The following is a 14,380-nucleotide window of genomic DNA, read 5'->3' on the forward strand; positions in this document are numbered from 1 at the left end:
TGAGGGCGGCAGCGCGGCATTAAAGGTGAAACACCATGGCGCCATCCAGCTCATCAGAAAGAGAGGTTTGCGCAGCACCCAGCAACGGATTGCCCTGAAAACCACTTGGGTCCGCTGACACCAGCGGCTGATAAAGGCTAACAACAGACAAGAGCTCCTCAACCAGTCCGGTCAGCTTCTCCAGCGCTGTGTACCCACGAAAGCTCACCGAAAGCACAAGCTCTTCTGCGCCATCATGAGCCTTGCGTAAAACCGCCAGTGTTCTGAACTGCGACAGGCAGGCCAGATTTAAATGCAGGATATCTTCAATCTGTTCGCCTCGGGTTCCCACCGTTTCACTCAGTGAGCCAATAACCGTCGTAACTTCAATACCGCCACCATCAAGGGCATCGGAAAACACGAGTTGGACACCGTCAACATTCATCGAAGCGGTGTTCTGCTCGGAAAAAATCGGAGCACCTAATCCCAGCTTTCGCCAGAGTTTATCCAAGCACCCTGAAAAGTTTAAGGAGAACAAGAGAAATCCTCTCTGAGATGCGCAAGAACAGCAATCAATCGCCAAACGCGAAAAACAGGAGTGCGTTGAGGGTAATAAACGCACGCCTGCTTTTGTGGCTTAACCGCGAGTAATCGCAGCCGCCCGTTCGTTTTGGATTTCGCGAGACTCTTTCTGGAACTGAATGATCGCACGGATGATATCGTCCAGAGCTTTCTGGATGGATTCAGCCTGATCATTTTCCTTACGAACCTCTTCAGCAGCTGCTGCCAGCTCCTGAGAAATCGCTTCATCTTCTTTTGCATTTGCCTGAGTGAACGCACTCGCAGCCTGAGAGGTCGTGTTACCCAAAGTGTTGGCAACACCACCAATCGTCGCGATGGACTGCGCACGAGATCCGGATGCACTTGCGACAGCATCAAAACCTTTCGCTTGCGCGCGGTAGTCACCAGCACGCTGCGAATAGAAGTCATTCAACTTACCGCCCTTGCCAGACGCAACATCAGCCGCCCTCGCATCCATCTTGCCAGCCTGTGAGTTGGCATTTGCGGAGTTCTTCGCCGCACCCAGGCCTTTTGCAGCAGTACCAATTGCAACTGCGGACGTCACAATGGAGACAGCAGAAGAAACAACAGTCACAACAAGACTGATAATCGCACCTGTACGGGTCTCTTCAGCAGCATCGCGGCTCTTCCCAGCCTGAGCGTGCATCAGAGTCTTCACAGTCTCACGTGCGATCAAACGGGACTCGAGCTCGTTATTGCGCTGATTGACTGCTGACTTATAAAGAGCCTGCGCAATCAGACGAGACAGGTTGCCTGTGGTGTCGACTTCGTCGACAGAACCGATTGCAACAGCTGCCTCTTCCAGACGACCCAGCGCCTCATCCGTTATCGCCTTGTCAAAATCCACGCTTGCAGAAAACTGCGGCAAAGACACGAGTGACAGGAATGTTCCGTGATGTTCTGGTGGCAACGTTGCCAGACGCGCTTCTACGCTTTGCTGGAATTCTGTTGCCCGCCCTTCAGAAACGGCAAGTTTGCCGTCCTGAAAGAAACTGGGCGGCAGATAATCACGATTGTAATTGGCACCTAAGGTTGCTGACATAAATACCTCCTTTTAACCTGCAAACTTTGTTCTACTCAGCGTATCAGCACGCTCATTCATGGAACTCACGGTTCCGTCCAATGCATCTGCGAACTGTTCGCCTGCCTTGGTCAGAATGGAGAGTAGCTGATCAATGATCTGACTGAGCAACTGGATAAACGCATCAAGATCTCCAGCATCTGCCTGCAATTCTTTGGACTGCGCTATATCCTGACTTGCGGTATAAGAAACAACACCAGCCACTACCGAACCTACACTAGTACCAACCTGGATAATCGCAGAGGTAATAGAAGAAAGTGACTGTATCAACGCAGCAATACCGCTTGCCTGACCACCAGGTACGAAGAAACTTGCAATACCAATAACGATACCAACAACAGCAGCAACCACCTTAAAGGCAATATCCAATTTACTAATAGTTTCTTCAGAAGCACCAGCAGCCGTTGCGATGTGCGCAGCAATACTTTGGCCGGTCGCAGCTTGCACCGTCGCATCAACAGCCATAATAACCTGTATCACCCCGGCAGCAATCATTAGCCCGCCAAGAGCCTGCAAACCAGGAACCGCAGAGAGTATAGATCCTACCACAAGAGTAAGAACGGCGGCAAGCCACTGGAAAGCTAGAGCTATTTTCTGCCAGATACTAAGGCTCTTCTGTTTTTCTTCAGCCTCTTCCTGCTTACGAACGGCTTCTTCCTGCTTAATCGCCTTATCCTGCAAAGCACCCTTTTGCTTTGCCTGTGTTAGGTTCACCTTATTTTTCTCAACCGCTTCCTGAGTACCTTGCATTTTGTCCAAAACGGACGCAACAAGCACTTCAATATCCTGAAAGCTGGAAGTGGTCAGCGGAGTATCCGGGCCGACTTTGGAAAGGCTACCTGAAAGACGTGTAATGTGCTGCGCAAACGCAATCGTTGCAATCAATGGCGTACCACCAACAGATGCCAGAGTGCCTGAACCAACCGAATTCACACCCTTCACATCACCAGCTTTGCCAGTCATTTCAGAGGTCGTATCAAAAATATCACCCAGACTGTTGCTATTCAGGCCAAGGCCCAGACCTTTAGGAAGATCCATATCTATTCTCCATGCTCAAAAAATTGGGATCAAAGCTATTGTCAGACCAGTTTCTGGCGTGCACTTTTCATCATGGTTTGCGCATACTTCTTGTCGTCATAATTTTTAACGGGGTCATCAAACATGCGCAGCGCGGCTTCAAACGCGTCACCAGCTTCCTGGTATTCCTTTGCAGCCAGCAGACATTCACCAAGACGCAAATACCCCTGCGGGTTGGTCGCATCCATACTGATGAAATGCAGATAGAGCTTCACTGCCATGCGAACGTCACCCTGAATCTGATAGGTCATCGCGAGGCCATAGGTGTACTGCTCTTCCATCGGAGCAATCTGCACCAACATGATAAAGAGCGACTTCGCCTTCTCGACCTGACCGACAGAAATGTTCCGGCGAGCCATTTCATAGACGGCTGCGAGCTCTTCCTTTGACAAACCCAGCATCTCAGATATGGAGACACCCTGCTTCAACAACTGGTAGAATGTTTCATCTTTGAAACCCAGTGAATCAACGTGCTCCATTAGAGGCTCAGCGATCTCTTTAATCGTCTCAGCAAAGAGCTCTGGTGTTTGTTTAGGCATATCGAGAAGTGACATGGCGCTCTTTCTTTATCTCTGACTAATTCAGCATTTAAAAAAATAATAAAGCGCAATCAGAAGGTGTTCTGTGCCAAACAGAACACAAGAATAGGCAATACGCATTGTGCAGTGATTTTTTATGCATCACTAACATGTGAGCACAACCAACAGATCGATCTGCCACCAACAAAAGGCAGTTCAGTCTGCATAAGAGGAAGAAGAAAACCTTCCCCTTCGATCACAATCTGGAGTTATTGGGAGAGTTTTTGCCGGCGATTACCAAGATAGATATCAATCGCATCCTTAGCCTTATCGGCATCATGGAGCGTATAAAGGCAACGCGCACGAATGTAATGGCGCATGGACTGCTCATCACTGCGCGTATATTTGCCAAACTGCTCAAGTGGATCCAGCAGATCCAGCTCTCGCAGACTTTCGAGTGCCACGTCAAAACGGTTGAGAAGGAAAAGCAGAACCGTGCGGGCCAGAAGCACGTCTTTAGAATGATCCTCCATCACCATCATACCCTGCACCATAGTGAGCGCTTCTGCATACTTGCAGTTTTGCGTCATGATGTAGACACTGAGAAGAAGAAAGTCCCGCTGCCGACTGTTAAGCGCTGTCATCAAATTTACCCTTGCAACAACATGGCAAGTGCGGCCTGCAGGTCTTCATCAAGCAAAACATCACCCATCAACAGATCTGCAACACCTTTTAGAACACGCTGCCGCTCACCCTGCTCTCGTAAAGCTGCCGCAGCGAACAAACGCTGAAGTTCCTTGCGCATTTCGCTCAGCTCAGTCGGCAAAAGAATATCTGTTTCAGATAAATCCGGCAACAAGAGAGAAGGCAGACGCTCATCCAGCGTCGGACGGTGCAAAACTTCATTTAAGGGCCGTACTTCTGGCAAAAACACAGGAGCAAGCTTTTTGCCCTCTGGCAATTGAATCTGGTCTTCAACCTTCCAGTTGGAAACCTCATTCACGCCAATTATAATTGATGCAACCCGCATTCCGAAACCCATACCCAGTCAAAACAAAATGCATCCTTGACTTACATGCCAAGGCCGCCATCACAAAAAGCAGTTTTATGAGAAACCACGCGCAATCTGAATGTTCAGATCAAAACTACGACGCACAGTACCAGTCGCCTGTTCGTACGAACGGTTCTGTTCACGGTTGTCCTGATTGATATCGTTGGTCAGCAACTGAGGATTCAGCAGTGTCACCGCATCACTCAACTGCGTTGAGAAGCGCTCCCATTGTGTACGTTTGAACTTATTCAGACTTCCGCTACCGCTTGGACCATTACTCAAGATATCATGACTTGGCCGCGTAATACTGAATTCCTTCTCAACAGGATGAGGACGAGCCGCAGCCCAATCGTCAAACATTAAGACTACCGCTGTAGAGTAACTGCTAGATAAGCCAAGGCTTTGTTGTAGATCCTTAGTTTCTTGGTCAGCATCTTTGCCCGTTTTCTCAAACTTCTTGAGTGTCTCATTCACAATTCGCTGCATCTCCGCATAAGCCTGAGACAGCTGGTTCAACTGAGTTAACTGCTCAGTTCTCATCGTAATGATTGCCTGCTGTTTTAAGCTAGCCTGATTCTGAATAAGCGCCACCAGCGTCGGCAAATCCAATCGAGAGATTGTGCCATCTGAATTTGTAATTCCACCCGCCGACAACATCTGTTGCTCTGCTTGTTTTAGCGCCAGGATACGCTGCTCCTGCTTGATAAAGACAGCATACCCACGCTTAATCGATTTGTTATTGTCTGGGGTCACAAAGTCATCTGCCAATTTCAGCGTACCATGTCGATTTGGTGTTTTCACATCAAAGTAGGCATGAGCTCGCTCAAAACGCTTCACTATTTCCTGCATTTCGGTGGCCAAATCCGAACGAGAATAAATTCCGGCGTTAGGAACATTGTCTCTCAGCATTATCAACTGATCTTCATAGACCTTTCGATCAGCTTTGAATTTCCTTACATCTTCATCGTCAGCTCTATTTTCCAGTGTCTTGCTTTTTATATCATTGATCTCTTTAGAGATCTGGATCGTGATCTCAGCACGGCTGGCCGCCAGATCTGTTCCATTTTGTGGCAACAAATCTAACAGCGGCGCAATCTTGTTCAAAAAGACGGGATTGCCTGCCAACCGCTCCTGTTCTGTTTTTGAGAGCTGGAATATACGCGACTTTGTCAGCTCGTTTACAATAGTCACACTGCGCTTATCATCAGAGCGAATAACACCAACCTGATTGGATCCCGAACCAATAACAGTCCGGCCTGCCTGAATATCTGCATCTGAAAAGTTATCACGCAAATAACGCAGCTGAACAGCCGGATGCCAGGACACAAATTGCTGCGGTGATGGACTGCTATAATTCGCTGGCAGATCCTCATCAGCAACAGTATCAGCCGGATCCACCAAAACACTCGCTACATAAGCGTTGTACTTACTCGGGTCCGTCGCATAGTCCCGCGTCCCCGGAATAAACAATAACGGATTCTCAAAATCAGGATCTGCTTCCGGTAAGTTGGATAAGAAACTATCCCAAACACTGGTCTGCGTTTCTGCAGCCTGCAGCGCAGGGCCTTGCCCCGCCGCCCTTTCCTGAGCACCATCACCAGCACCACCGGAGGTGGCTTTAGCCGTGTCGTCATCTTTTGGAGGAGCAAGAGTATCTGGGTCCACAGTGGTAGATGAGCCGGAGCCAACACCATTAATCATTTTCATCTCCTCACATCACAAAACAAGGCGAGTACGACCCGCATTCTTTTGGGGCTTCGCAAACTGAGACCGCTCAGCACCGCTATTGTTTTCGTTGTCTTTCAATCGCTTCGTGAAATGCTCAGCAATCGCGTCATACCCCTGCAAAAAGCCATCAAAGCTCTTCGAAGCAAGCAGTCCGTTAATCAAACTCAGCGCGACCGGATCTTTCTGAACGGCAGGAAGATCAACCAGCTCCTGCAAGCTCGCAACCATCTGATAAGACACATCTTGCCATTCATTTTCTGAAGGCCAGCTCTTCTCAGCATTACAAAGGCTTAATGCATCATCCAAATAGGCACTCAACGCACCTGCATCACCACTTACAGTGAACTGGGGAAGCAACTCTTCCTTGCTGGATCCGGTCTTCGCCATACAACATTCCCATCAAAACACTATACGCCCTCTATAAACGGGTAGACCGGGGCACCGCTGTTTCGAACGACACACCTTCAAAATCGAAATTTAGCAATGACAGAATTAGCAAAATGGGTGAGCCCACTTGTGTCGCCCGACACAAAGCAATTTCACTAAAAGAAGTATGAAAATGACATATTCTTATTCGTAGTATCAGCGGAGGACTTTTCAATGAGCTTAGAGGTCTTAAGATCAACGATTGCCACTCACAACGCTGAGTCGCCGGTTGGCGCTCCACTGGTTGCAGAAGCCACAGGACAGCGCCGCGCTGAGCGCGTCATGCAGCTCAATACTCCATCTAAACTGAAGGACGCTGCTGAAGAGATTGGCCAGGCTGTATCCTCACGCCTCGACAAAAGATCACTGGAAAGCCGTTCAATAAGGCAAGGGCAAGGCGCTAACATAGAAGCAATCACGCGGATTGCCGACTATTACGACAAGCTGCCTGACATGCCCTCTCAGGATAAACTGCAAGGTTTAGTTCAACGGCTACAGGATTATCAGCACAATCAGAGCACCAATGGTGAAGGTTCTGGACAACTCAGCCCTCAGGACGTGTTCGCTTTTCTGCAGCAGTTTGATGGTGACGTAACTCACCAGTATGCCGCCTTGCAGATCGCCATTGAGCATTTTGAGACCACAGGAGCAAATGATGCTCTTCTGGGCGCTCTGCTCAATGCCCGCGAGTACATGGAAAGCGGTGAGACTGGTCGAGACGTGCGCGCAGGCTTTGCAGTCGCGGAACTTGCCCACGACAAAGCCGAGGATTTGGGAACCGATCCTGCAGTCATCCGTGAGCACTACCGCGACATGCTGCGCAGTGAAGCAAACTTCGGAATCATCTTCGATAAGTTCAATGATTTGATCGCACGCACGCATTCAATGCATCACGACGTAAACGGCAATGAAAGCTCGCCCCTCACCTCTTTTGATGATGTTGTGGATCTGTTTACAACCGCGGCAAGTCAGGGTCTGGAAATTGCTGACACACATGATGAACCTGCTCATCTGGAAGCGGTCCTGACCGAGCTGGGCAAATTGAAGAGCCTGCGAACCGTCTATGAGGGCGTGCATGTCGCGACCAAACTGACGGGGCGCAGCTTCTCAGAGTTCACACGTGTAGTAGAAGAGCTCGGCACAGAGAAGCTGGTAAGCTCACTGTTCCATTATCTGGGCAAAGCAGTGACATCACCTACTGACGCACAAAGCCTTGTTGCGCCACTCGCCCCTGCTGGGGCCAGCGCATCGTTGAACTACACTAACAACCTGCTTGCATTGCACCGTGAGGTTCCTGACACCATCCTCACCAATGAGAACATCCGCAATCAACAACTCGAGACATTACTGGTGCTGTCAGAGCAGCTGACAATTCTGGAAGAAGAGCAATATCAAACAGCAACCGACGCTACGCCGGTTGATAACTTCGCCCAGGTCAGCGCCGCGTCAGCTACTGTTCACTGACCCGTCATCGCTATTACAATAGCTGCTGCAACATGAAACCAAGGAAGAACAAAGGAGAGGATTGAATGCAGTTTTCAAGTGCCATCCAGTCAAGCCTGGAAGCGTTCGCAAACAATATGAAGATCCCCTTTTCTCCGCAGATGGATGGAAGTCTGTCTTACCTCCTTTCACAATCAGGTGAACTGACGTTTACCCCTGTCGAAGGTGGCAACAGCATCGTTGTCAGCCTTGGTCGAACCACAACAGGTGACCAAAATTCAGCAAATGAAGCTCTTTTGAGTCGAGCTGGCTTCAAACCTGAAATTGGAACCAATCTGCATACAGGGAAATCTAAAGATGGAACGTTACATCTGGCGGTTTTTTACGAATCAGGACAACTTAGCCCTGCAAAACTCGAGCAAACGGTCGATTATCTAATAGGTGAATTGAGTTCACTATAAAAACTACAATCAGTGCATGCAGGTATACACCAGTTTCAATCTTATAATGTCTCACACTTGTTCACATTACGGAGGGAAATCGTGACTTTTTCGCACTTAAAATCACAATCCCGAGGGATACAGTCAATATCCATTAAAATATAAGTTAGATGATGACAGCCAGACTTGACTCGCTTATTAGCTGTCTTAATTATAGTTTTGTCCGTGTTCTGAAGCACAATTCTTCGCAATTGTGTACGAGTGAGATTGGGGTGGAATATTGGTAGGGTATAATAAAAAAAAGACGAAGTATATTTGCTCTGCGGAGACCAGTATATCTTCATCCTCTAAAATAGCTGCACTTATTTAAGTAAGAGGACACGGTACATTTCTATGGAAAAGGCAGTATATGATGCAAGCCTGGGTAGAGGCGCATCAAGAGCTCATAATACTGGCACCTCATCCTCAGGTGAAAGCAGCTGGAAAGAAAACGCAGCATTGTTTCAAGAGCTGAATGATGAATTATGTGCATCTTTAGAGCAATCAGCAATTCGCCAAACCTATTCAAATGGCGAAAACATCTATCTTCAGGAAGATGATGCTGAATTTCTTTACATCATTGAGAGCGGACATGTTCGCTTAAGTCACTTGCGCGAAGATGGATCTACCTTCCTTTATGCCATCATCACAGCAGGCCAAAGCTTCGGCGAATTAGGTGTCTTTCAGCGATCTGTTCATGCAGATACAGCTTGTGCGTTAGGAAACGTAGTCGTTCACAAAATCAGACGCTCTGCATTTCATGTCATCAACGAGCAGAGTGCCGAGATCTGTCGCGCGCTGGCTGTAGTTGTAGCGAAACACTATCGCTCCTACATCGAATCGACACGCTGCTTGTCACTGCCAAGCCTCTCAGCTCGCCTGGCACATTCGTTGTTAAGCTTGCTTGAGTCGATCGGCACACCTGCGGGCGATAACCCAAAGGACAAGTCAGTGATCTCTGGCGCAATCGTTACCCAGAGTGACCTGGGTGCAATGGCGCGCGGAACACGCAGCAATATCAACCGCCGCCTGAAAGAGTGGGAGCGCGCTGGCATCATAAAAATTAAGGATCGTTCTATCACTGTGCTGAATAGGACAATGCTGGAGCGGAACTTGCTCAATAATGAATCAAACTTTTAAGAAGCTGGTAAGCGTTGCAACAAAGGACTAACGCGTGCAAGACGAAACCCCCAATAACGAGATGTATGTCACCGATCTGGAAGAGACTTTAAAAAGTCAGCAAGGTTCAGAACATGCCCAAAAACTCGAAAAGAAATTGGACGCTCTTTCCTCTTGGATACGTGAAAAGTCCAATGAGCCTCAAACTGAGGTTGACTACCAACGTATTCAAACAGTGATAAACGGCATCACAGCAGCACAGGACGTCCTGCGCAAATTTCCAGTCCAGAATTAGAGCCGCGTAAAAGCAGGAGTTTCAAATGGTCAGTTTTGTCACAGGTATAGATACCCCGTATACTTCAACCGTTGAGAAAGCATTAGAAAACAAAGCTGGTATGAACGCGCTCGACATCAGCGTGCGCTTTCAGTCAGAGATGGACAAGATCAATGCCAAGATCATTCAAGCTCAAGACTCTAACTTAGCAGAAACAGAGAAGATGTTCACGCTGCAGCTGCTCGTGAACACCTACACCACCATGGGTCAGACACGAACCAGCATGGTGAAGGCGCACGCCGATATGGTCAAAGCCTGCGCACGTAACATTGCCTAAATCATTTTAAAAGGCTCTCTTCCGGTGGCCAAAGCGAGTGTGGAAGAGAGCCTTTGTATATTCAGGTCCATGAGACAGGTTCGGTCTTCCCGAACGTTGACATTCCATGGCATTTTCCAGTTCGCTTTTGGCAAATAGTCAATCTGGCGAACTCCAGCGCTTGTTTAGGTGGGACGGCGAATGGGTAAACTCATCCTCAAAATTCTTGTAGGCCAACAGGCTGGCGCGGAAGTCATGCTCGAGCCGGGTGAGTATACACTTGGTTCGGACAGAAACGACGATTTGCAACTGGCAGATCTGAGCGTTGCCGCAAGCCATATGCAGCTACGCCTGCAAGACAACAAAATCGAAATCTCTGCAAAGGCAGGAGATGTCCGGACAGAAAACGGTGTCTCTCTAAGTAGTGGCAATGACGAATGGGTCGAGATTGAGCCTCTTGATGTCATCAGCATTGGTGTCATCAAAATTGCACTTGGCGCCAAAAACGCTCAATGGGCAACACTAAGCAAAGCATTGAATGCTCCCCATGAAGATGACGAGCAAACAGCAGAGAACTCTGCAGCAAACTCAATCCTTGGCGAGAATGCAAAGCACGTTGACGCGATATTTGCTCCAATTGCAAAACACCGCAAACGCATAGCTTTTGCAACAGTTGCAAGCGCCGTCGTTCTTGGTGGTTTTTACCTCGTTGGTTCGGGCAAAATATCTCCTCGCACAGCAAGTGCCCTCCCTAATGGCGGCATTGATGCAGTGCGTATCGCTCTGGCAGATCTCCCCTTTGCAGAAAGACTGAGCCTGCGTCAGGACGTGGATGATCAGATCTATCTGACAGGCTATGTCAGCGAACCTGTTCAGCGCCGGGCAATCACAGAGGCAGTAGAACGCACTGAAGTACCTGTCCGCTTGCGCGTGCGCGTCATCGAAACACTGAAAAAAGATATTGCCGGGTATCTGCAATCTCGTGGATCCAACGTAAGCTTCGCACTTGCAGATGACGGAGAGTTAACCCTGAGCGGTTCTGTTCTCGATAAAACAAGTGCTGACCAGCTAATCGCGGACCTACGCGGGTTGAATGGCATCTCCGGCGTAACATCAAACATCAAAACTGCAGATGATTATCTTCTGGATGTGCGCAAGCTGGCCAAGCGTGCTTTGATTGATGACACCATCATCTTCCGTCTCGATGATGAAACTCTTGAAGTCAGCGGTATCATAGCAAGCCAGGATATTGATCGCTGGTCTGGCTTCTTACGCTCATACTCCAGGCAGTACGCTACGTTTATTCCACTGCGTTCTCTCGTCAAGTTGGTACAAGAAAACGGGCAGGTCGTAGATCTCAAAGCCAACTTTGATAGTGGTATTGAGCCTCTGCTTGCTGCTGTTGATCCACTCACGAATGAACCGGTAGAAGAACGCCAAACCAAAGTATTGGAACTGGCGCGGGCAATCAAACAGCAAGACGGTTTTGTACCTAGCCAACCAAATCAAAAATCTTCCAGCCGCCTCGCCAAGAGCAATGCGGCAGGACAACGCAAAACGGGCCCTGAAGCACCTGCAACGCCGCTTCAAAAAGCAACTGAACGTTTGCTAAGCAGCATCGGCATTGCATCCGCTCAAGCATCAACGTCACCAACCAGTCAGCCGACAGTGTTAGAAGAAACAGATGCAGGCCAGCAGACGACAAACGGAAAGTTGGAAGCTAAAAGCGAAAAGCAACAGGGCGTAATCTCTCAAAGTAAAGCAGATGTCCGGTTCCAAAACGTCGCTCTGGACGATCCTGAGCTTAACGAAGCAGCTGAAGTCGTGTTCCTTGCTTGGATGGAATCCGCTAAGGCCAAAGGCGTGATACCTGAAGAGCTAAAAAAGAACTTCCTGCCCTTGCTTGTAACGCCGCCCTCTGAGGGACCTCTCTGCTCTGAAAATCTTTCAGTACCAGTCTCACAGATCCCTGTGACTGTACTGTGGCTCGATATCCTGAGCAGCAGCGAAAGCCTCGCTCTCACAACGTTTCCTGAGGAACGCCAGCGCTACATTCTGGAAGCTGCAGTCAATCCAGCTGCAACACGCGACTGCCTGATCAGATCAGAAAAAAGCAACAACATTGATTTGATCCCCTACTCCAACTTCATCAGAGAGAGCTTGCGAAACCCTGGTTTCATCCGCTTCCTGACGCGGGACCTCTCATCTCCGTCTCTGACTGTCACCGGAGCGAGCCTGATCGGCGAGCGTTATGTTTTGAACAGCGAAAACAAACGCTACAAAATCGGCCAGTCCATCGACCAAAGCAGCCGCCTCCTTGCCGTTGGCGAGCTGGGTGCTTTGATCCGCGAGTATGAAGGATATTCTGTTGCGTTATATGGCGATCAGACAGCCTGGGTCGTCCGCGAAGCAAACGCGAGGCAGTAAACCATCCCTCAACAAACAGTAGAGTATTTACTGTACAAACATAAAAAAAAGCCGGATCTCATATGAGACCTGGCTTTTTCTTAGGCCACAACGTCTACTTGACTATAAGAGCCATCATCATCCAGCACCACCTTAACTAAGTGGTTCAATCTGGAAACCCGCAGCTTGAGGGAAGATCGATGTGTTCCCGCGGCGGTCCGCTCTTGATTCTGCTGGTGGAGTGATGTTGAACATCGCCAGCAGGTTACCGGTGGTACCTTGCAGCTGATAGGTAGAGAACTTCAGAATATATTCTGCAGAGATCAGATCAATGCGGCTGTTAAACAACGCGTTTTCAGCGTTCAATACATCCAGCAATGAGCGCTGACCAATGTTGTATTCCTGACGGTAGCCGCTCACAACACGCTGGTTGGCAGAAACTATCTGACGCAGAGCGGAGATGCGCTCGCGTGTTGTTTGCACAGACGCCCATGCCTGCTCAACAGCTTCATCAGTTTCGCGGCGCATACGATCAACACGTGCCTGTGCTTCTGCATGCTGCTCAACCGCACGACCACGCATCGCACTGTCATAGCCGCCATTATAAAGGCTCCATTTCAGGCGAACCATGATGCGGTAGTCATCGCTACGACCTTCATAACCATTCAGGTCATCTCCGAAATTGGCAGACCCATTCAGAGTAACCCGTGGCATAAAGGAGGAGTTGCTCTGCTCAACAGCAAAACCAGCAGCATCCGTATCAGCCTCTGCAGACAAGATCAGTGGATTGCTCTGACGAGACATTGCCAGCGCAGAAGACAAGCTCTTTGCAGCAGCTGAGTTTGCAGCAGAAACAGCACCCAGATTGCTTGGAGCAACACCAACGACGCGGCGATACTTCGCCATTGCATCCAGCAATGACTTACGCACGCTTGCTGTAATCATGCGAGTGGCGGCAACGCGTTCTTGCACCTGAGCAAGATCAGCGGCACCAGTTTCACCGCCATCGTAACGTTCTTTTACTTCACGTGCGAGACGCTGGTGAAGTGCAGTGTTCTCTTTGGATTTGTTCAGAATCTTCTGATGACGCACAACATCGACATAGGCTTCAACAGCATCAAGTGCAATCGCTTCAGAGCGTTCCAGAACACGCAGAGCAGCACCATCAACACGGGCGCTCTGGCGATAGATCTCATTCACTGAGCCAAAGCCGTCAAACAACAGCTGCTCTGCTTCAACACTCACCTGCTTGGCTCCACGCCATTGCTCAGTGGTGTTGGATTGTGCCCTGCGCAAGCGCTCCGCACCAAAAGAAGCATTCACACTCAACTTCGGCATGAACGCACTTTGAGAAGCACGCAATTCCTGATCACGTACCCTTCTGTTTGCAGCGGACTCTACAATGTCTGGATTAGTGAGAACGGCGGTTTCAACTGTATCACGTAAAGACGCAGAATGAGCAGACGTCACCCCCAACGCGCACATGAACAGTGCAACAGAAGTACCTCGAAAATGCATTGCCTACACCCCAATGACTTTTCCACTTTGGCGACACTTCTGTAGCGGCCAAAGACAGCATCTCACTCACAAAACGAGGATTATTGGCTGAACTGGAAAGTAAATATTATTATGTAAATTAAACTAGAATATTTCATCTAGTACCTTTCCAGACAAAGTAAGTCACACCCTCAAAACGTGTAGTTGAACTTGTAGAAATCGCTTTTGAACAGACAATAAACTTTTATTGCAGCCACTTAAGACAGTTAAGGATTAGTTTAAATTTCAGTTGTTAGGACTGGTTCTATATTAGTCCACGTCTATCCCCCCTCAATTTTCATAAAGTCTCCCTCACAAAAAAAGAGGCAGATGCCTCAACATCCGCCTCTTTAAAATCTGCATCA

Annotated in this window: 15 protein-coding genes; 6 read left to right on the top strand and 9 right to left on the bottom strand. The window is 48.8% G+C overall.

Annotation, left to right across the window (positions count from 1 at the left end; genetic code table 11):
• Positions 1–19: 19 nt before the first annotated feature.
• The 8 genes from PsAD37_RS20275 to PsAD37_RS20310 all read right to left on the bottom strand — a co-directional run bounded on the left by PsAD37_RS20275 (position 20) and on the right by PsAD37_RS20310 (position 6,403).
• Entirely contained in the window at positions 20–490 is a 471-nt protein-coding gene (locus tag PsAD37_RS20275; RefSeq protein ID WP_063297680.1) for a hypothetical protein, read from the bottom strand.
• Positions 491–616: 126 nt separating this feature from the next.
• Entirely contained in the window at positions 617–1,603 is a 987-nt protein-coding gene (locus PsAD37_RS20280; protein WP_063297681.1) for a hypothetical protein, read from the bottom strand.
• 12 nt (positions 1,604–1,615) lie between these two features.
• Entirely contained in the window at positions 1,616–2,680 is a 1,065-nt protein-coding gene (locus PsAD37_RS20285; RefSeq protein ID WP_063297682.1) for a type III secretion system translocon subunit SctE, read from the bottom strand.
• Positions 2,681–2,721: 41 nt separating this feature from the next.
• Positions 2,722–3,273, bottom strand: a complete 552-nt coding sequence (locus PsAD37_RS20290) for a hypothetical protein (protein WP_063297683.1) — start codon at positions 3,271–3,273, stop codon at positions 2,722–2,724.
• A gap of 233 nt (positions 3,274–3,506) precedes the next feature.
• On the bottom strand, positions 3,507–3,881 hold the full coding sequence (locus PsAD37_RS20295; RefSeq protein WP_063297684.1) for a hypothetical protein: 375 nt from the start codon (positions 3,879–3,881) through the stop codon (positions 3,507–3,509).
• Between the two features lie 5 nt (positions 3,882–3,886).
• Entirely contained in the window at positions 3,887–4,267 is a 381-nt protein-coding gene (locus PsAD37_RS20300) for a hypothetical protein (RefSeq protein ID WP_063297709.1), read from the bottom strand.
• A 75-nt stretch (positions 4,268–4,342) separates the two neighbouring features.
• Complete coding sequence (locus PsAD37_RS20305; protein ID WP_208991998.1) at positions 4,343–5,989, bottom strand: hypothetical protein; 1,647 nt, start codon at positions 5,987–5,989, stop codon at positions 4,343–4,345.
• 15 nt (positions 5,990–6,004) lie between these two features.
• On the bottom strand, positions 6,005–6,403 hold the full coding sequence (locus tag PsAD37_RS20310; RefSeq protein WP_063297686.1) for a hypothetical protein: 399 nt from the start codon (positions 6,401–6,403) through the stop codon (positions 6,005–6,007).
• A 213-nt stretch (positions 6,404–6,616) separates the two neighbouring features.
• On the opposite strand from PsAD37_RS20310, the gene PsAD37_RS20315 reads away from it, so the two are divergent.
• The 6 genes from PsAD37_RS20315 to PsAD37_RS20340 all read left to right on the top strand — a co-directional run bounded on the left by PsAD37_RS20315 (position 6,617) and on the right by PsAD37_RS20340 (position 12,500).
• Positions 6,617–7,906: an HrpJ domain-containing protein gene (locus tag PsAD37_RS20315; RefSeq protein WP_063297687.1), complete on the top strand. Its 1,290-nt coding sequence runs from the start codon at positions 6,617–6,619 to the stop codon at positions 7,904–7,906.
• Positions 7,907–7,971: 65 nt separating this feature from the next.
• Positions 7,972–8,346 carry a hypothetical protein gene (locus PsAD37_RS20320; RefSeq protein WP_063297688.1) on the top strand — a complete coding sequence of 125 codons (375 nt, stop codon included), beginning with the start codon at positions 7,972–7,974 and terminating at the stop codon, positions 8,344–8,346.
• 477 nt (positions 8,347–8,823) lie between these two features.
• Positions 8,824–9,504, top strand: coding sequence for a Crp/Fnr family transcriptional regulator (locus PsAD37_RS20325; RefSeq protein ID WP_244272549.1), 681 nt, complete (start codon positions 8,824–8,826; stop codon positions 9,502–9,504).
• 34 nt (positions 9,505–9,538) lie between these two features.
• Entirely contained in the window at positions 9,539–9,778 is a 240-nt protein-coding gene (locus PsAD37_RS20330) for an EscE/YscE/SsaE family type III secretion system needle protein co-chaperone (RefSeq protein WP_063297690.1), read from the top strand.
• Between the two features lie 25 nt (positions 9,779–9,803).
• Positions 9,804–10,094, top strand: a complete 291-nt coding sequence (locus tag PsAD37_RS20335; protein ID WP_063297691.1) for a hypothetical protein — start codon at positions 9,804–9,806, stop codon at positions 10,092–10,094.
• 180 nt (positions 10,095–10,274) lie between these two features.
• Entirely contained in the window at positions 10,275–12,500 is a 2,226-nt protein-coding gene (locus PsAD37_RS20340) for an FHA domain-containing protein (protein ID WP_063297692.1), read from the top strand.
• Positions 12,501–12,632: 132 nt separating this feature from the next.
• On the opposite strand, the gene PsAD37_RS20345 is transcribed toward PsAD37_RS20340, so the two are convergent.
• On the bottom strand, positions 12,633–13,997 hold the full coding sequence (locus PsAD37_RS20345) for a TolC family outer membrane protein (protein ID WP_063297693.1): 1,365 nt from the start codon (positions 13,995–13,997) through the stop codon (positions 12,633–12,635).
• Positions 13,998–14,380: the final 383 nt, after the last annotated feature.

The organism is Pseudovibrio sp. Ad37 (genome assembly GCF_001623075.1).
Taxonomy (GTDB): domain Bacteria; phylum Pseudomonadota; class Alphaproteobacteria; order Rhizobiales; family Stappiaceae; genus Pseudovibrio.